We start from the raw sequence: 16,774 nt of genomic DNA, 5'->3' as shown, positions 1-16,774 counted from the left end.
TTAATAGTGCGATTAAAATCCGGCGAAAGTTATATCCACAAATCCAATAAAAGCCAATAATAAAGCGTCGCCGGAATTCGTTCTTTTAACGCGGTGATTTAAATAGGAATTTTATTCGCCGTTATAACGATAATCACAGCGTTATAATTCGGTCTCTTTTCTATGCACAAAGTTATCCACAGGTAAGATCTTGCGGATCCTCGCGCACAATCACATCATTTTCGTCCGCAATGCACGCTAAGGTTCGTCTCCGGCGGCCAGCTATGGCATGCTTACCCCTATGTCCGATCACGATAAAGAAACGCTATGGCCCAGATTGCAGAAAACCCACTAATCCTGGTTGACGGTTCCTCTTACCTCTACCGCGCTTATCACGCCTTCCCGCCGCTGACCAACTCGGCGGGCGAGCCGACCGGCGCGATGTACGGCGTGCTGAATATGCTGCGCAGTCTGCTGTTGCAGTATCAACCGAGCCACGTTGCCGTGGTGTTTGATGCCAAAGGGAAGACCTTCCGCGATGATCTGTTCGCTGAATACAAGTCGCACCGGCCGCCGATGCCGGACGATCTGCGCGCGCAGATCGAGCCGCTGCATAACATGGTCAAGGCGATGGGCCTGCCGCTGTTGGTGACGCCCGGCGTAGAGGCGGATGACGTCATCGGTACGCTGGCGCTGGAGGCTGAAAAGGCCGGCCACGCGGTGCTGATCAGCACCGGCGACAAAGACATGGCGCAGCTGGTGACGCCGAACGTCACCTTGATCAACACCATGAACAACACGATCCTCGGCCCGCAGGAAGTGTGCGACAAATACGGCATTCCGCCGGAGCTGATCATCGACTTCCTGGCGCTGATGGGCGATTCATCGGACAACATTCCCGGCGTGCCGGGCGTGGGCGAGAAAACCGCCCAGGCGTTGCTGCAGGGTATCGGCGGGCTGGATGCGCTGTACGGCAATCTGGAGAACATCGCCACGCTGAGCTTCCGCGGCGCCAAAACCATGGCGGCCAAGCTGGAACAGAATAAAGAGGTCGCGTACCTCTCCTATAAGCTGGCGACGATCAAAACCGACGTCGAGCTGGATCTGACCTGTGCGGACCTGACGGTCTCCGCGCCGGATGTCGACACGCTGCAACAGCTGTTCAAACAGTACGAGTTCAAACGCTGGCTGGCGGACGTAGAAGCCGGCGTCTGGTTGGAAAACAAGAAAGGCGCGGGCGCGAAAGCTGCCGGCACCGCCAAACCAGCCGTAGCCGCGGAAGCGCCGAAAGCGCTGGCGGAGGCCAAGCTGTCTCAGGACGGTTATGTCACCATCCTGGACGAAGCGACCTTTACCGACTGGCTGGCGCGGTTGAAAAAAGCCGACGTGTTTGCCTTCGATACCGAAACCGATGGCCTGGATACCCTGACCGCCAATCTGATCGGCCTGTCCTTTGCGATCGCGCCGGGCGAAGCGGCTTATTTGCCGGTGGCGCACGATTATCTGGATGCGCCGGCGCAGCTGGATCGCGCTTACGTGCTGGAGGCGCTCAAGCCGCTGCTGGAAGACGAGAAAGCGCTCAAGGTCGGGCAAAATCTGAAGTTCGATATGAGCCTGCTGGCGCGTTATGGCATCGAGATGCGCGGCATCGCCTACGACACCATGCTGGAGTCCTATGTGCTGGACAGCGTCGGCGGCCGTCATGATATGGACAGCCTGGCCGATCGTTATCTTGGCCACAAAACCATCACTTTCGAAGAGATCGCCGGCAAGGGCAAGAACCAGCTGACGTTCAATCAGATCGCGCTTGAGCAGGCGGCGCCATACGCTGCCGAAGACGCCGATGTCACGCTGCAGCTGCATCTGGCGATGTGGCCGCAGCTGAAACAGAGCGCGGAACTGCTGACGGTGTTCAACGAGATTGAAATGCCGCTGCTGCCGGTGCTGTCGCATATCGAACGCACCGGGGTGCTGATCGATCCGGCCATTTTATCGGCCCACTCCCAGGAGCTGGCCAAGCGTCTGGCTGAGCTGGAGGCGCAGGCCCACGAGCTGGCGGAAGAGCCGTTCAACCTGGCGTCGACCAAGCAGCTGCAGGCTATCTTGTACGAAAAACAAAAGCTGCCGGTGCTGAAGAAAACCCCGGGCGGGGCGCCATCCACCAACGAAGAAGTGCTGGCCGAGCTGGCGCTCGACTACCCGCTGCCGAAGGTGATTCTGGAATACCGCGGCCTGGCGAAGCTGAAGACCACCTATACCGACAAGCTGCCGCTGATGATCAATCCGGTCAGCGGGCGGGTGCATACCTCGTACCATCAGGCGGTGACCGCCACCGGCCGCCTCTCCTCGAGCGATCCGAACCTGCAGAACATCCCGGTGCGCAACGAAGAAGGGCGGCGCATTCGCCAGGCCTTTATTGCGCCGGAAGGCTACCGCATTGTCGCGGCCGACTACTCGCAGATCGAGCTGCGCATCATGGCGCATCTGTCTCAGGATGAAGGGCTGCTGAAGGCCTTTGCCGAAGGGAAAGACATTCACCGCGCCACGGCGTCGGAAGTTTTCGGCGTGCCGTTGGATAAAGTGACCGGCGAGCAGCGCCGCAGCGCCAAGGCGATTAACTTTGGTTTGATTTACGGCATGAGCGCCTTCGGCCTGGCGCGTCAGCTGGGGATCCCGCGTGGGGAAGCCCAGCGCTATATGGATCTCTACTTCGAACGTTACCCGGGCGTGCTGGATTACATGGAGCGCACCCGTCAGCAGGCTTCCGAGCAGGGCTATGTCAGCACGCTGGACGGCCGCCGTCTGTATCTGCCGGACGTCCGCTCCAGCAACGCCATGCGCCGCAAGGCGGCCGAGCGCGCCGCCATCAACGCCCCGATGCAGGGCACGGCGGCCGATATCATCAAGCGTGCGATGATCGAGGTCGACGCCTGGCTGCAGGGGCAGGAGAAGCCGTTGGTACGCGCGATCATGCAGGTGCACGATGAATTGGTGTTCGAGGTGCACGAGTCGGTGATCGACGAAGCCAGCCAACGTATCCGCCAACTGATGGAAGGCAGCATGACGCTGGCGGTGCCGCTGAAGGTCGATGTGGGCGTCGGCATGAACTGGGATGAGGCGCACTGATCGCCGGGTTATCGCCGTATGCGCTAACTGGCGAGAAGCTAAGCACTTTTCGTAATTAAGCTACAAGATGCGGCGATAGTTTCCCCAACTTCGCCGTTCTTGTGTCTCAAATTGTGTAAGTAAACTACAAAAAATTCTTTTGCCCTGCGAAAAAATGATGTAGAGTTACAGGCGTAGGGTACAGAGGTAAGATGTTCTATCTTTCAGACCTTTTACTTCACGTAATCGGATTTGGCTGAATATTTAGCCGCCCCAGTCAGTATTGACTGGGGCGTTTTTTATTGTAAAAACAGCAGCAAACCATACGTTTTTCCTATCGCTCAGCCCCGACTTTCATTTCAACTTCCGCTCCCTCAATCCGCGTAATTCGGCGAAACAAGCCCGTTTTGGCGATAAGTCTTTATGATGGCTTTATTTCAAAAATGTAATTAGATAACGAAAAATCCCGCCTGCGGCCGATCTGCGGGCATAAAAAAGCCGATGCGGCGAGGCATCGGCTCAAACGTGCGATCAGGGCTTATTCGCCGATGTCTTCTTCCGGCAGCACTTCCGGCGGGATCTCGTTAAACCAGGTGTCCAGCTTCTGGCGCAGCTTGTCGACGCCGATCTTTTTCAGCGATGAGAAGGCTTCGACCTGGATATCCCCCATAAACGGCAGCACCGCTTCACGCACCATGTTGAGCTGTGCCTTGCGTGCACCGGAGGCCAGCTTGTCGGCCTTGGTCAGCAACACCAGCACCGGCGTGCCGACGTCGACCGCCCACTGGATCATCTGCTGGTCGAGATCTTTCAGCGGATGGCGGATATCCATTAGCACCACCAGCCCTTTCAGGCTGTTGCGCATCTGCAGGTATTCGCCCAGCGCGCGTTGCCATTTGCGCTTCATTTCTTCCGGCACTTCGGCGTAGCCATAACCCGGCAGGTCGACCAGACGAATGCCGTCTTCCACTTCGAACAGGTTAATCAGCTGGGTGCGCCCCGGCGTCTTACTGGTGCGCGCCAGGCTTTTTTGGTTGGTCAGCGTATTCAGCGCGCTGGATTTACCGGCGTTGGAACGGCCGGCAAAGGCGACTTCAATTCCTGCATCCCCCGGAAGATGGCGAATATCGGGTGCGCTGGTGACGAAATGGGTCACATGATAGTTGTAGTTCTTGCTGGTCAAAATTTTTCGTCTCCGTGAGGATGGCTAACTGGTTGGCGATTATAACTGCATCAGCGGTAAAAATGGCGTGTTTCTCCGTTTTTAAGCGGCGGGGCGCGATAAAACGACGGTTAAGCTGCTCGTACGTTGTGAGACATTTGCCATTCGAATCGCGGGTAATGTCGCTTTATTCGAAAGCGATATTTATTTTTCTTTTTTTAAAACAATGTGTTGTTTTTTCGTTGTGTGGAAATGTCAGTCAAATCGGCCTCCGGTGCCTTGAGCCTTCGCAACAATAACGTAAAGTACTCGTTAACGCAGGGTTGCGCAGGATTAGGGAACATCCGGGAAGGATGACAAATCTCAGGGAATGCACAGGGCGTGCAATGAGTGCCAGGATGAACGCAAAAGGAAGTGACCCTTTCGCACCGGAATAGGCGGCAGGCACATCGGATGGTGAAGTATCGGCAGTTTGGATGCCCGCAGGAAGCGCGCTCGGGAAGAGCGGATGCGAATGGATTGCGCCATGGACGATTTTCCTTTCAGGATGAAGGACGTAGTGGCAGGGAATGCGGTTATAGCAGAAGGAAAAACCGGGATGTTGCATGTACGCAAGGAGCGCGTAACAGGAATACCCTTCGCAAGAAGGTGCGAAATAGGCGGCAGGTTTAACCTGCCGCCTTTTTTCTTTGTCCGCTTTCTGCTAGATTCCGCCGCAATTCTATACTGAATCTACATACCTAAGAGCACACGCTATGAACCAGCCATCAAAAGCACCTCGCGGCAGCGCGGCGAAGTCAAAAACGAAAAAGAAAAGCCGTATGGAGCTCGATCAGGAAGCGCGTGAGCGCAAACGCCTGAAAAAACGCCGCGGCCACGCTTCCGGTTCGCGCACTCAGGTCGAGTCCGGCAGCCAGAAAAACAAATCGGCGGCGGAAGCCAAAGATCCGCGTATCGGCAGTAAAGTGCCGGTTGCGCTGGTGGTCGACGAAACCAAAGTGAAGGCCAAACCGCAGCCGAAGCCAAAGGCTGAAGCAAAACCGCGCCTGTCGCCGGAAGAAGAGCTGGCGAAGCTGGAAAATGACGAACGTCTGAACGCGCTGCTGGATCGCATCGACGATGGCGAAACGCTGAACGCGCAAGAGCAGGCGTATGTCGACAAGACGCTGGATCGCATCGATGTGCTGATGGACGTGCTGGGCATCGAGCTGGGCGATGAAGACGACGAGGAAGAAGAAGAGAAGCAGGAAGATATTCTGAAGCTGCTGAAAGGCGGCAACCCGAAGGACGCTTTTTAACGCGCCATGTGGCTGATCCCGACAATAGCCCTACTCTTGATGTGTTATCTGCTGTGGTTATTCGGTAAACTATGGCGGCTGTCTAAGCGCAAAGCGCGTTTTCGCAGCGCTTCCGTGGCCAGACAGCGCAGACAACCGCCTCTCTCCCGGCCCGGTAGAAAAAGATATCGGAAGGAGTGAGCATGTCAGAGCAGACGATTGTCTGGGATTTGGCCCTGATCCAAAAATATAACTACTCAGGGCCGCGTTATACCTCATACCCCACGGCGCTGGAGTTTAACCAGCGCTACGACGAAGCGGCGTTTCAACGCGCCGCGGCGCGCTACCCTGAGCGCCCGCTGTCGCTGTACGTGCATATCCCTTTCTGCCATAAGCTGTGCTACTTCTGCGGCTGCAATAAACTGGTGACGCGTCAGACGCACAAGGCCGATGAATACCTGAATGTCCTGGCGCAAGAGATCGCCAGCCGTGCGCCACTGTTCGCCGGCCGCAAGGTCGGTCAGATGCATTGGGGCGGCGGTACGCCAACCTATCTGGACAAAGCGCAAATCAGCCGGCTGGTGGCGCTGCTGCGCGAACATTTTGATTTTCTGCCCGATGCGGAGATGTCGATCGAAGTCGATCCGCGCGAGATAGCGCTGGATGTGCTCGATCATTTACGCGCTGAAGGCTTTAACCGCCTGAGCATGGGGGTGCAGGATTTCAACAAGCAGGTGCAGGCGTTGGTCAACCGCGAGCAGGATGAAGCCTTTATCTTCGCCCTGATCGAGCGGGCCAAAGCGCTGGGCTTCCGCTCGACCAATATTGATCTGATCTACGGCCTGCCGAAACAGACGCCGGAAAGCTTCGCCTTCACGCTGCAGCGGGTGGCTGAACTGAATCCCGATCGCCTCAGCGTGTTCAACTACGCGCATATGCCGAATTTATTCGCCGCCCAGCGCAAAATCAAAGACGCCGATCTGCCCAGCGCGCAGCAGAAGCTGGATATCCTGCAGCAGAGCATCGCGTTCCTGACTGACGCCGGCTATCAGTTTATCGGCATGGATCACTTTGCACGCCCGGACGATGAGCTGGCGATTGCGCAACGCGAAGGCAAGCTGCACCGCAATTTCCAGGGCTACACCACCCAGGGCGACAGCGATCTGCTGGGGTTGGGCGTGTCGGCCATCAGCATGCTCGGCGACAGCTATGCGCAGAACCAGAAAGAGCTGAAGCGTTACTATGAGAGCGTACCGGCGCAGGGCAACGCCCTGTGGCGCGGGTTGGCGCTGACGGACGACGATTGCCTGCGGCGCGATCTGATCAAAACGTTGATCTGCAACTTCCGGTTGGCGTATCAGCCACTTGAACGGCAATACGGCATCGATTTCACCGCTTACTTCGCCGAAGACCTGCAGCTGCTGGCGCCGTTTGAACGCGATGGGCTGGTGGAGCGCGACGAGCAAGGCATTCGCGTCACGCCGCGCGGGCGGTTGCTGATCCGCAATATCTGCATGTGCTTCGACCGTTATCTGCGGCAACAGGCGCGCAGCCAGCAGTTCTCTCGGGTGATCTGAGGATGAAAAAACAGCCGCTGATGCGGCTGTTTTTTTAACTGAAGAAGTTAATCAGCGCGGCGCACAACACCGCGGCGACCGCCGCCTGCGGGGTGTGGCTGGCGGCGGAGCCCAGCTCCGCGCCCTGAGAAATGAATACGATGAATGAGTCCAGCATCGTCAACCTCCAGAGTGTGCGACACGATCATACTGCGCCCGCACCGGCTGTAAAGTCTGCGGTTGGCGTTTTTTTGTGCGCTGGGCTGCGTTTTTTATCATCAACCTCAGCGCCTATTCCATGCCCAGTTCTTTGAGCTTGCGGGTCAGGGTATTGCGCCCCCAGCCCAGCAGGCGTGCGGCTTCCTGTTTGTGCCCCTGGGTGTGACGCAAGGCGGTGGTGAGCAGTGTACGCTCCATCTCCGGCTGCGCTTCCGACAGCAGATTTTGATGACCGGAACGCAGCGCGCGATCGGCCCACTGCGCCAGCAGCGTGGCCCAGCTGTCCGGCAGGCTGTGGCTGGGGCTCTCCGGTGCGGCGGTTTCGAACAGTTCGCTCGGCAGATCCTGAATCAGCACCTCTTGCCCGGCGGCCATCACCGTCAGCCAGCGGCAGGTATTCTCCAGCTGGCGCACGTTCCCCGGCCAAGGCAGGCGGGTCAGCGCGGTTTCGGTTTCCGGATGCAGGTTCTTGGCCTCTACGCCCAGCTCCTTGGCGGCGATCTGCAGGAAGTGGCGCGCCAGCCGCGGGATGTCTTCCCGGCGCTCGCGCAGCGGCGGCAGGTGTACGCGGATCACGTTCAGGCGGTGGAACAGATCCTCGCGGAACTTGCCTTCCTGTACCCGCAATTCCAGGTTCTGGTGCGTGGCGGCGATGATGCGCACGTCGACCTTCACCGGCGCATAGCCGCCGACCCGGTAAAACTGGCCGTCCGCCAGCACCCGCAGCAGGCGCGTTTGCACGTCGAGCGGCATATCGCCGATCTCGTCGAGGAACAGCGTGCCGCCGTCGGCCTGTTCAAAGCGCCCCTGACGGATTTGGTTCGCGCCGGTGAAGGCGCCTTTCTCGTGGCCGAACAGCTCGGACTCGATCAGATCCTTGGGAATAGCGGCCATGTTCAGGGCGATGAACGGCGACTTGGCGCGCGGGCTGTGGCGGTGCAGCGCATGCGCCACCAGTTCCTTGCCGGTGCCGGATTCGCCGTTGATCAGCACGCTGATTGACGAACGCGACAGCCGGCCGATGATGCGAAACACGTCCTGCATCGCCGGCGCTTCGCCGATGATGTCCGCCGCCGGATCGCTGGCCGGCTGGCTGCGCACCGGCTGCTGCTGCTCTTGATAATGGCTGATGGCGCGCTCGACCAGCGCCACCGCTTCGTCGATGTCGAACGGTTTCGGCAGGTAGTCGAAGGCCCCTTGCTGATAGGCGCTGACGGCCGCATCCAAATCCGAATGCGCGGTCATGATGATCACCGGCAGCATCGGGTGGCGCTGTTTGATCTGCTTGAGCAGCGCCAGACCATCGATGCCCGGCATACGGATATCGGACAGCAACACGTCGGGAGTTTGCGTGGCCAAGGCTTCCAGCACGTCATTGCCGCCTTCGAAGGTGGCGCAGCTCATGCCCGCGCCGGTGAGCGCGCGCTCAAGCACCCAGCGGATGGAGCTATCGTCATCGACGATCCAGACTATCCCTCGTTGCATTGCAAACCTCACTGACGAATGGGCAGGTAGACCGAGAATTCGGTATGACCTGGCCAACTGTTGAACTCAATTTTTCCGCAATGCTGATCGATCAGATTGCGGGCGATGGATAATCCCAGGCCGGTACCGCCTTCACGGCCGCTGACCATCGGGTAGAACAGCGTGTCCTGCAGCTGCGCCGGCACGCCGGGGCCGTCGTCTTCGACATCGATACGCGCCGCCAGGCGATAGCGGGTGCCGTGCAACGTTATCTGAAACGCGGTGCGGGTGCGCAGCGTAATGGTGCCGCCCGCCTCGCCCAAGGCCTGCAGCGCATTGCGGGTGATGTTCAGCAGCACCTGTTCTATCTGATCCGGGTCGTGGGCCATTTCCGGCAGGCTGGGATCGTAGTCGCGCACCAGCGTGACGTTATCCGGCATTTCCAGCGACACCAGCTGGCAGACGCGCTCCGCGACCTGATGGATGCTCTGGGTGATGTGCTGACCGGGGCGCTGCGGCCCGAGCAGGCGATCCACCAGATTGCGCAGCCGATCGGCCTGCTCAATGATCACCTTGGTGTATTCGGTCAGCGCCGGATCGGGCAGCGCTTTGGCCAGCAGCTGTGCCGCGCCGCGCAGGCCGCCCAGCGGGTTTTTAATCTCGTGCGCCAAACCGCGTACCAGATCGCGGGCGGCCACCTGTTGGGCATGCTGCAGCTGTTCCTGGCTCAGGCGGCGCTGATTGTCCATCGGCGCCAGCTCGACCAGGATATAGCCTTCCGGCAGCGCCTGAGCGGTCAGGGAAAGAATATGCGCGCGGCCATCGACCACCAGGGTCACTTCGTTGTCGGTGAAGCCCTGACCGGCGCGCAGGCTTTCACGCATCAGAGAGACGTTCAGCGAAAAATAGCCGAGCAGGTCGGGCAGCGGCGTGCCGAACAGCTTGCGGGAGCTTTGCGCCAGCAGCTGCTGTGCCGCAGGGTTGGCGTAGTGAACCGCCAGTGAGTCATCCAACAGCAGGATGCTGTTGATGAGTGAATTGAGGATCTGCCCAGCATCGGGCAGCTTGCCAGTTGCCATACAGCAGACTCCTGCACCTTTTTAGTGCATCTATCCTACTCCATCCGGGATCGGCGCGGTATGGAATAGTTTTGCAGAAAATACGGTGGAGAAAAAACCCATCCGAAGATGGGCTGAAAGTTTCCACGGCAACAAAAAAGCGATAACAAAAATTGTGGGCGCCGTCCGCCTTTGCAGACGGCGCGGGTAGGGCTTAGACGCTGTAGTACAGTTCGAACTCGACCGGGTGTGGCGTCATGCGAACGCGGTCCATTTCTTCTTTGCGCAGTTCGATGTAGGCATCGATCGCATCGTCGGTGAATACGCCGCCGCGGGTCAGGAACTCGCGGTCTTCGTTCAGCGCGGCCATCGCTTCGTCCAGCGAGCCGGCCACTTTTGGGATCTCGGCTTCTTCTTCCGGCGGCAGGTCGTACAGGTTTTTGTCCATGGCGTCGCCAGGGTGGATCTTGTTGATGATGCCGTCCAGGCCGGCCATCAGCAGTGCGGCGAAGCACAGGTATGGGTTAGCCGCCGGATCCGGGAAGCGGGCTTCGATGCGGCGCGCTTTCGGGCTGGCGACCACCGGGATACGGATGGACGCAGAGCGGTTACGGGCGGAGTAGGCCAGCATCACCGGCGCTTCGTAGCCCGGTACCAGACGTTTGTACGAGTTGGTGGTCGGGTTTGCCAACGCGTTGATCGCCTTGGCGTGCTTGATGATGCCGCCGATGTAGAACAGCGCGGTTTCAGACAGGCCGCCGTATTTGTCGCCGGCGAACAGGTTGGTGCCGTTCTTGGACAGCGACATGTGGCAGTGCATGCCGGAACCGTTGTCGCCGAACATGGGTTTCGGCATGAAGGTCGCGGTTTTACCGAAGGCGTGCGCCACGTTGTGCACCACGTACTTGTAGATCTGAATTTCGTCGGCTTTCTTGGTCATGGTGTTGAAGCGGGTCGCCACTTCGTTCTGACCGGCGGTCGCCACTTCGTGGTGGTGCGCTTCAACCACCAGGCCCATCTCTTCCATGGTCAGACACATGGTGGAACGCAGATCCTGCGAAGAGTCGACCGGTGGAACCGGGAAATAACCGCCTTTCACCGCCGGACGGTGGCCTTTGTTGCCGCCGTCGTATTGAGTGCCGGAGTTCCAGGCGCCTTCGATGTCGTCGATGGCCACGTGGGAACCGCGGATGCTGCTGCCGAAGCGGATGTCGTCGAACAGGAAGAACTCAGGCTCTGGCCCGAACAGCACGGTGTCCGCGATGCCGGAGGAGCGCAGGAAGTCTTCGGCGCGTTTGGAGATGGAGCGCGGGTCGCGATCGTAGCCTTGCATGGTGCCCGGCTCGAGAATGTCGCAGCGAATGATCAGCGTAGGTTCTTCGAAGAACGGATCCAGAACCGCCGTGCTGGCATCCGGCATCAGTACCATGTCAGATTCGTTGATGCCCTTCCAACCACCGATAGAGGAGCCGTCAAACATTTTGCCTTCTTCGAAGAAGTCGGCGTTTACCTGATGAGCCGGGATAGTCACGTGCTGTTCCTTACCCTTGGTGTCAGTGAAACGCAGGTCTACGAATTTCACTTCATGCTCATTCAGCATCGTCAAAACGTGTTCAGCGGACATACTTAACTCTCCCGGTTTATCATTGTCGTCGTCGTGGAACGAATCTGTGGAACTGGCTTTTTTTCGCCTTGAAAAGACTAAAGCGAAAAGCGTGCCAACTTTTTAAAAAGGCTTTCATCGCCTTTCTGCGCGGGTTTTACCCAGACACAGTATGCACCATCAGCGATAGTTTGCACTGTTATGGTGCAATAAGCGTGGGGGTGGGCACTGAAATGGTGCAAAAGTGCAACGATTGCGGCTTTTTGCACCGTGAAAGGGATCACAAACTGACCGGTACGCGGTTGTTTATAAGAGATGGTTGTGATCTTGTTTAGTCCCTCGCTTAATACGTGTACAATAGCGCGCTATTTCTAATGCCCGAGGCAAAGCTGTGATCGAAAATTTGCGTAACATCGCCATTATTGCCCACGTTGACCATGGTAAAACCACCCTGGTTGACAAGCTGCTGCAACAATCCGGTACTTTCGGAGAGCGTGCGGAAGCCACCGAACGCGTAATGGACTCCAACGATTTGGAGAAAGAGCGTGGGATTACCATCCTCGCAAAAAACACCGCCATTAATTGGAATGGTTACCGCATCAACATCGTGGATACCCCAGGACACGCCGACTTCGGCGGTGAGGTAGAGCGCGTGATGTCGATGGTTGACTCGGTGCTGCTGGTTGTGGATGCAATGGATGGCCCTATGCCGCAAACCCGCTTCGTGACCAAAAAGGCGTTCGCCAACGGTCTGAAGCCGATCGTGGTAATCAACAAGGTTGACCGCCCTGGCGCACGCCCTGACTGGGTTGTGGATCAGGTGTTCGACCTGTTCGTAAATCTCGACGCGACCGACGAGCAGCTCGACTTCCCGATCATCTACGCTTCTGCGCTGAACGGCATCGCCGGCGTCGACCACACCGACATGGCGGAAGACATGACCCCGCTGTATCAGGCGATCGTCGACCACGTGTCTGCGCCGCAGGTTGAGCTGGAAGCGCCATTCCAGATGCAGATCTCCCAGTTGGACTACAACAACTACCTGGGCGTTATCGGCATCGGCCGCATCAAGCGCGGTAAAGTGAAGCCGAACCAGCAGGTCACCATCATCGACAGCGAAGGTAAAACTCGCAACGGTAAAGTGGGTAAAGTGCTGGGTCACCTGGGTCTGGAGCGTATCGACAGCACCCTGGCGGAAGCGGGCGACATCATCGCCATCACCGGCCTGGGCGAGCTGAACATCTCCGACACCATCTGCGACACCAACGCCGTAGAAGCGCTGCCGGCGCTGTCCGTCGACGAACCGACCGTAACCATGTTCTTCAACGTCAACACCTCGCCGTTCTGCGGTAAAGAAGGTAAGTACGTGACGTCGCGTCAGATCCTTGACCGTCTGAACAAAGAGCTGGTGCACAACGTGGCGCTGCGCGTTGAAGAAACCGACGATGCTGACGCCTTCCGCGTATCCGGTCGTGGCGAGCTGCACCTGTCGGTGCTGATCGAAAACATGCGCCGTGAAGGTTTCGAGCTGGCGGTTTCCCGTCCGAAAGTTATCTTCCGCGAAATCGATGGCCGCAAGCAGGAGCCATTCGAGAACGTGACGCTGGATATCGAAGAGCAGCATCAGGGTTCCGTGATGCAGGCGATGGGTGAGCGTAAAGCCGACCTGAAAAACATGGATCCGGACGGTAAGGGCCGCGTGCGTCTCGACTACGTGATCCCAAGCCGCGGTCTGATCGGCTTCCGTAACGAATTCATGACCATGACTTCGGGTACCGGTCTGCTGTACTCCACCTTCAGCCACTACGACGATGTGCGTCCGGGCGAAGTGGGCCAGCGTCAGAACGGTGTGCTGATCTCCAACGGCCAGGGCAAAGCGGTCGCGTTCGCGCTGTTCGGCCTGCAGGATCGCGGCAAGCTGTTCCTGGGCCACGGTGCGGAAGTGTATGAAGGCCAGATCATCGGTATTCACTCACGTTCCAACGACCTGACCGTAAACTGCCTGACCGGTAAGAAGCTGACCAACATGCGTGCTTCCGGTACCGACGAAGCGACTACCCTGGTTCCGGCCATCAAAATGACCCTGGAGCAAGCTCTGGAGTTCATCGATGACGACGAACTGGTAGAAGTGACGCCAACCTCGATCCGTATCCGTAAGCGTCACCTGACGGAAAACGATCGTAAGCGTGCCAGCCGCGGTCCAAAAGACGCTTAATCGCTGATTGAGTGTCTCATGCTTAGGGCGCGGCTCTCGCGCCCTGAGTTTTTTCCTCTGTTGTTCCCCGTTTGTGCGGCGCGCTATGCGCTTTTCCGTTCGCTCCCTGTTCAGCTGTTCCTTTTCCCGCTACAGTGAAATCTCACCGGCCCATCAGGAGAGGACTATGCTGTATATCTTTGATTTAGGTAATGTGATCGTCGATATCGATTTCAAGCGTGTGCTGGGCGTGTGGAGCAATTTGAGCGGCACGCCGTTGGCGGTGCTGTCCGATCGTTTCACCATGGGTGAGGTGTTTCAGCAGCATGAGCGCGGTGAAATCAGCGATGAAGACTTCGCCGGCAAACTGTGCGATGAAATGGGCATCGCGCTCAGCTTTGAGCAGTTCGCCACCGGTTGGCAGGCGGTATTCGTCGCGTTGCGCCCGGAGGTGATCGACATCATGCAGCGCCTGCGCAACGAAGGTCACCGGGTGGTGGTGCTGTCGAACACCAACCGTCTGCACTGCAATTACTGGCCGCAGCATTACCCAGAAGTGGCCGCCGCCGCCGATCATCTCTATTTGTCGCAAGATCTCGGCATGCGCAAACCTGAAGCTGACATCTACCGGCATGTGCTGGTTGCGGAAAACACCGCCGCCGCCGACGCGGTGTTCTTTGACGATCACCCGGCGAACGTCCTCGCCGCGCAGGCGCTGGGGATCAAGACGGTGCACGTCACCGATCGCGACGTGGTGCCGGCCTATTTTGCTCAATGAGCGCAGGGCGCGTTAAGCTTAAGGCGTATCAACGGACATCAAGGAGTGACCATGTCGTTTTTCCGCCGCAAGAAGCTGCCTTCTGCGATTAAGCCAAGCGTCACCTTCGGACGGCTGCTGTACCAACGCATCGACCACGATGGCCTGACGATGTTGGCGGGCCATCTCGCCTACGTTTCCCTGCTGTCGCTGGTGCCGCTGGTCACCGTGGTGTTCGCCCTGTTCGCCGCTTTCCCGATGTTTTCCGACATCAGCGAACAGCTGAAGAGCTTTATATTTTCCAATTTCGTGCCGGCCGCCGGCAACGTGATCCAGAACTACCTGGAACAGTTCGTCGCCAATTCCAACAAGATGACCGCCGTCGGCACCTGCGGGCTGATCGTTACCGCGTTGCTGTTGATCTCCTCGGTGGACAGCGTGCTGAACACCATCTGGCGCAGCAAGAACAAACGGCCGATCGTCTTCTCCTTCGCCGTGTACTGGATGGTGCTGACGCTGGGGCCGCTGCTGGTGGGCGCCAGCATGGCCATCAGTTCCTACCTGCTGTCGCTCAACTGGCTGGCGCAGACCGGCGTCAACGGCCTGGTGGATCAGGTGCTGCGCATCTTTCCGCTGATTTTGTCGTGCACCTCCTTCTGGCTGCTGTATTGCATCGTGCCGACGGTGCGCGTGCCGCCCAAAGACGCGCTGATTGGCGCGGTGGTGGCCGGATTGCTGTTCGAACTGGGCAAGAAGGGATTCGCGCTGTACGTCACCATGTTCCCCTCCTATCAGCTGATTTACGGCGTGCTGGCGGTGATCCCGATTTTATTCCTGTGGGTCTACTGGAGCTGGTGTATCGTGTTACTCGGCGCGGAAATCACCGTGACCATCGGCGAATACCGCGACTACCGCCGGCAGAAGGCGGAGCAACAGGAACAAAAACCAGAAGGGCAGCAGGAATGATTGCGTTGATTCAACGGGTGTTAAACGCCAGCGTCACGGTAGGTGGCGAGACGGTAGGCAAGATTGGCCCCGGTTTGTTAGTGTTATTGGGCGTGGAGCAGGGCGATAACGAGCAAAAAGCGCAGCGCCTGTGCGAACGCGTGTTGGGATACCGCATTTTCGGCGACGAGAACGACAAGATGAATCTCAACGTCCAGCAGGCCGGGGGCAGTGTGCTGGTCGTTTCGCAGTTCACCCTGGCGGCGGACACCCAGAAGGGCATGCGGCCCAGCTTCTCGCGCGGCGCCGCGCCTTTGGTCGCCGATCGGTTGTATCAATATTTTGTTGGCCAGTGCCGCGAACGCGGCGTAGAGACCCAGACCGGCGAGTTCGCCGCCGACATGCAGGTGGCGCTGGTCAACGATGGTCCGGTGACATTCTGGCTACAGGTCTAAGCATTCGGAGAACAGGCGTCTATGTATCACCTACGAGTACCCGTAACAGAGCAAGAACTGAAGGAGTATTACCAGTTTCGCTGGGAAATGCTGCGCAAGCCGCTGCACCAGCCGGTGGGTTCGGAAAAGGATGCCTATGACGCCATGGCCCATCACCAAATGGTGGTGGACGAGGCCGGTAAAATCGTCGCCATCGGGCGGCTGTACATCAATGCCGACAACGAGGCGGCGATCCGTTTTCTGGCGGTAGATCCGACGCTGCAGGATAAAGGGCTGGGGACGCTGGTGGCGATGACGCTGGAGTCGGTCGCGCGGCAGGAAGGCGTGAAGCGGGTGGTGTGCAGCGCCCGTGAAGACGCGGTGGATTTCTTCGCCAAACTGGGCTTCGTCAATCAGGGCGAGATCACCGCGCCGCAGACCACCCCGATCCGTCACTTTTTGATGATCAAACCGGTGGCGACGCTGGACGATATCCTGCATCGCCCCGACTGGTGCGGCCAATTGCAGCAGGCCTGGTATGAACACATCCCGCTGAGCGAAAAGATGGGCGTGCGCATCAGCCAATACACCGGCCAGCGCTTCGTCACCACCATGCCGGAGATCGGCAATCAGAATCCGCACCATACGCTGTTTGCCGGCAGCCTGTTCTCACTGGCGACGCTGACCGCCTGGGGGCTGATTTGGCTGCTGCTGCGCGAGCGCCATCTGGGCGGCACCATCATTCTGGCGGACGCGCACATTCGCTACAGCAAACCGATTACCGGCAGGCCGCGGGCGGTGGCGGATCTCGGCTCGCTGAGCGGCGATTTGGCGCGTCTGGCGCGCGGCCGCCGCGCGCGCGTACACGCCGAAGTGCATCTGTTCGGTGACGAGGACAAGGGCGCAGTGTTCGAAGGCACCTATATGGTGTTGCCGGCCGAGCCGGATGTGCCGTTGGATCAGGGCGGCTCTGAAGCGCTGGAGGAGTAAGGCGGCGGCCCTGCCCTGAGGGCGGGCCGCG

Annotated in this window: 13 protein-coding genes; 8 read left to right on the top strand and 5 right to left on the bottom strand. The window is 58.6% G+C overall.

Features of this window, described 5'->3' with window-relative positions:
- The first annotated feature begins 306 nt into the window (after positions 1-306).
- Positions 307-3,105, top strand: coding sequence for a DNA polymerase I (gene polA, locus SERRSCBI_RS23280; protein ID WP_042785603.1), 2,799 nt, complete (start codon positions 307-309; stop codon positions 3,103-3,105).
- 517 nt (positions 3,106-3,622) lie between these two features.
- Here the strand turns inward: polA and yihA are convergent.
- Positions 3,623-4,267, bottom strand: coding sequence for a ribosome biogenesis GTP-binding protein YihA/YsxC (gene yihA, locus SERRSCBI_RS23275; protein ID WP_004931258.1), 645 nt, complete (start codon positions 4,265-4,267; stop codon positions 3,623-3,625).
- Positions 4,268-5,001: 734 nt separating this feature from the next.
- Between yihA and yihI the strand changes: the two genes are divergently transcribed.
- Both yihI and hemN read left to right on the top strand, forming a co-directional pair.
- Entirely contained in the window at positions 5,002-5,544 is a 543-nt protein-coding gene (gene yihI, locus SERRSCBI_RS23265; RefSeq protein WP_015379455.1) for a Der GTPase-activating protein YihI, read from the top strand.
- Between the two features lie 182 nt (positions 5,545-5,726).
- Complete coding sequence (gene hemN, locus SERRSCBI_RS23260; RefSeq protein ID WP_042785602.1) at positions 5,727-7,100, top strand: oxygen-independent coproporphyrinogen III oxidase; 1,374 nt, start codon at positions 5,727-5,729, stop codon at positions 7,098-7,100.
- A gap of 34 nt (positions 7,101-7,134) precedes the next feature.
- Here hemN and SERRSCBI_RS24845 read toward each other — a convergent pair whose 3' ends face one another.
- The 4 genes from SERRSCBI_RS24845 to glnA all read right to left on the bottom strand — a co-directional run bounded on the left by SERRSCBI_RS24845 (position 7,135) and on the right by glnA (position 11,444).
- Positions 7,135-7,257 (bottom strand): YshB family small membrane protein, encoded by a 123-nt coding sequence (locus tag SERRSCBI_RS24845; protein ID WP_015379453.1) that lies wholly within the window; start codon positions 7,255-7,257, stop codon positions 7,135-7,137.
- A gap of 113 nt (positions 7,258-7,370) precedes the next feature.
- Positions 7,371-8,783 carry a nitrogen regulation protein NR(I) gene (gene glnG / locus SERRSCBI_RS23255; RefSeq protein ID WP_033652266.1) on the bottom strand — a complete coding sequence of 471 codons (1,413 nt, stop codon included), beginning with the start codon at positions 8,781-8,783 and terminating at the stop codon, positions 7,371-7,373.
- 8 nt (positions 8,784-8,791) lie between these two features.
- Positions 8,792-9,841, bottom strand: a complete 1,050-nt coding sequence (gene glnL / locus SERRSCBI_RS23250) for a nitrogen regulation protein NR(II) (protein ID WP_004931246.1) — start codon at positions 9,839-9,841, stop codon at positions 8,792-8,794.
- Positions 9,842-10,034: 193 nt separating this feature from the next.
- Positions 10,035-11,444 (bottom strand): glutamate--ammonia ligase, encoded by a 1,410-nt coding sequence (glnA, locus tag SERRSCBI_RS23245; protein ID WP_033645173.1) that lies wholly within the window; start codon positions 11,442-11,444, stop codon positions 10,035-10,037.
- A gap of 370 nt (positions 11,445-11,814) precedes the next feature.
- Between glnA and typA the strand changes: the two genes are divergently transcribed.
- From typA to fabY, 5 genes are all read left to right on the top strand, one after another.
- Positions 11,815-13,638 (top strand): ribosome-dependent GTPase TypA, encoded by a 1,824-nt coding sequence (gene typA, locus SERRSCBI_RS23240; RefSeq protein ID WP_004931243.1) that lies wholly within the window; start codon positions 11,815-11,817, stop codon positions 13,636-13,638.
- A 166-nt stretch (positions 13,639-13,804) separates the two neighbouring features.
- The gene (gene yihX, locus SERRSCBI_RS23235) at positions 13,805-14,395 is read left to right on the top strand and encodes a glucose-1-phosphatase (protein ID WP_042785601.1); all 591 of its coding nucleotides are present in this window, start codon (positions 13,805-13,807) and stop codon (positions 14,393-14,395) included.
- Between the two features lie 51 nt (positions 14,396-14,446).
- Positions 14,447-15,340, top strand: coding sequence for a virulence factor BrkB family protein (locus SERRSCBI_RS23230; protein WP_033652264.1), 894 nt, complete (start codon positions 14,447-14,449; stop codon positions 15,338-15,340).
- Complete coding sequence (gene dtd / locus SERRSCBI_RS23225) at positions 15,337-15,774, top strand: D-aminoacyl-tRNA deacylase (protein WP_016929644.1); 438 nt, start codon at positions 15,337-15,339, stop codon at positions 15,772-15,774. Before SERRSCBI_RS23230 ends, dtd begins: the two co-directional genes overlap by 4 nt.
- A gap of 21 nt (positions 15,775-15,795) precedes the next feature.
- Positions 15,796-16,743, top strand: a complete 948-nt coding sequence (gene fabY / locus SERRSCBI_RS23220) for a fatty acid biosynthesis protein FabY (RefSeq protein ID WP_004931235.1) — start codon at positions 15,796-15,798, stop codon at positions 16,741-16,743.
- The last annotated feature ends 31 nt before the right edge of the window (positions 16,744-16,774 follow it).

The organism is Serratia sp. SCBI (assembly GCF_000747565.1).
In the GTDB taxonomy this organism is placed as follows: Bacteria; Pseudomonadota; Gammaproteobacteria; order Enterobacterales; family Enterobacteriaceae; genus Serratia; species Serratia ureilytica.
Note: the sequence above shows the minus strand (reverse complement) of the source record. Positions and strands in the feature narration are given on the sequence as shown.

What these genes read in the sequence shown, in the direction of transcription:
- polA (WP_042785603.1), top strand. Translation starts at nt 307, where the DNA reads ATGGCCCAGATTGCAGAAAACCCACTAATCCTGGTTGACGGTTCCTCT.
- yihI (WP_015379455.1), top strand. Translation starts at nt 5,002, where the DNA reads ATGAACCAGCCATCAAAAGCACCTCGCGGCAGCGCGGCGAAGTCAAAA.
- hemN (WP_042785602.1), top strand. Translation starts at nt 5,727, where the DNA reads ATGTCAGAGCAGACGATTGTCTGGGATTTGGCCCTGATCCAAAAATAT.
- SERRSCBI_RS24845 (WP_015379453.1), bottom strand. Translation starts at nt 7,257, where the DNA reads ATGCTGGACTCATTCATCGTATTCATTTCTCAGGGCGCGGAGCTGGGC.
- glnG (WP_033652266.1), bottom strand. Translation starts at nt 8,783, where the DNA reads ATGCAACGAGGGATAGTCTGGATCGTCGATGACGATAGCTCCATCCGC.
- glnL (WP_004931246.1), bottom strand. Translation starts at nt 9,841, where the DNA reads ATGGCAACTGGCAAGCTGCCCGATGCTGGGCAGATCCTCAATTCACTC.
- glnA (WP_033645173.1), bottom strand. Translation starts at nt 11,444, where the DNA reads ATGTCCGCTGAACACGTTTTGACGATGCTGAATGAGCATGAAGTGAAA.
- yihX (WP_042785601.1), top strand. Translation starts at nt 13,805, where the DNA reads ATGCTGTATATCTTTGATTTAGGTAATGTGATCGTCGATATCGATTTC.
- SERRSCBI_RS23230 (WP_033652264.1), top strand. Translation starts at nt 14,447, where the DNA reads ATGTCGTTTTTCCGCCGCAAGAAGCTGCCTTCTGCGATTAAGCCAAGC.
- dtd (WP_016929644.1), top strand. Translation starts at nt 15,337, where the DNA reads ATGATTGCGTTGATTCAACGGGTGTTAAACGCCAGCGTCACGGTAGGT.
- fabY (WP_004931235.1), top strand. Translation starts at nt 15,796, where the DNA reads ATGTATCACCTACGAGTACCCGTAACAGAGCAAGAACTGAAGGAGTAT.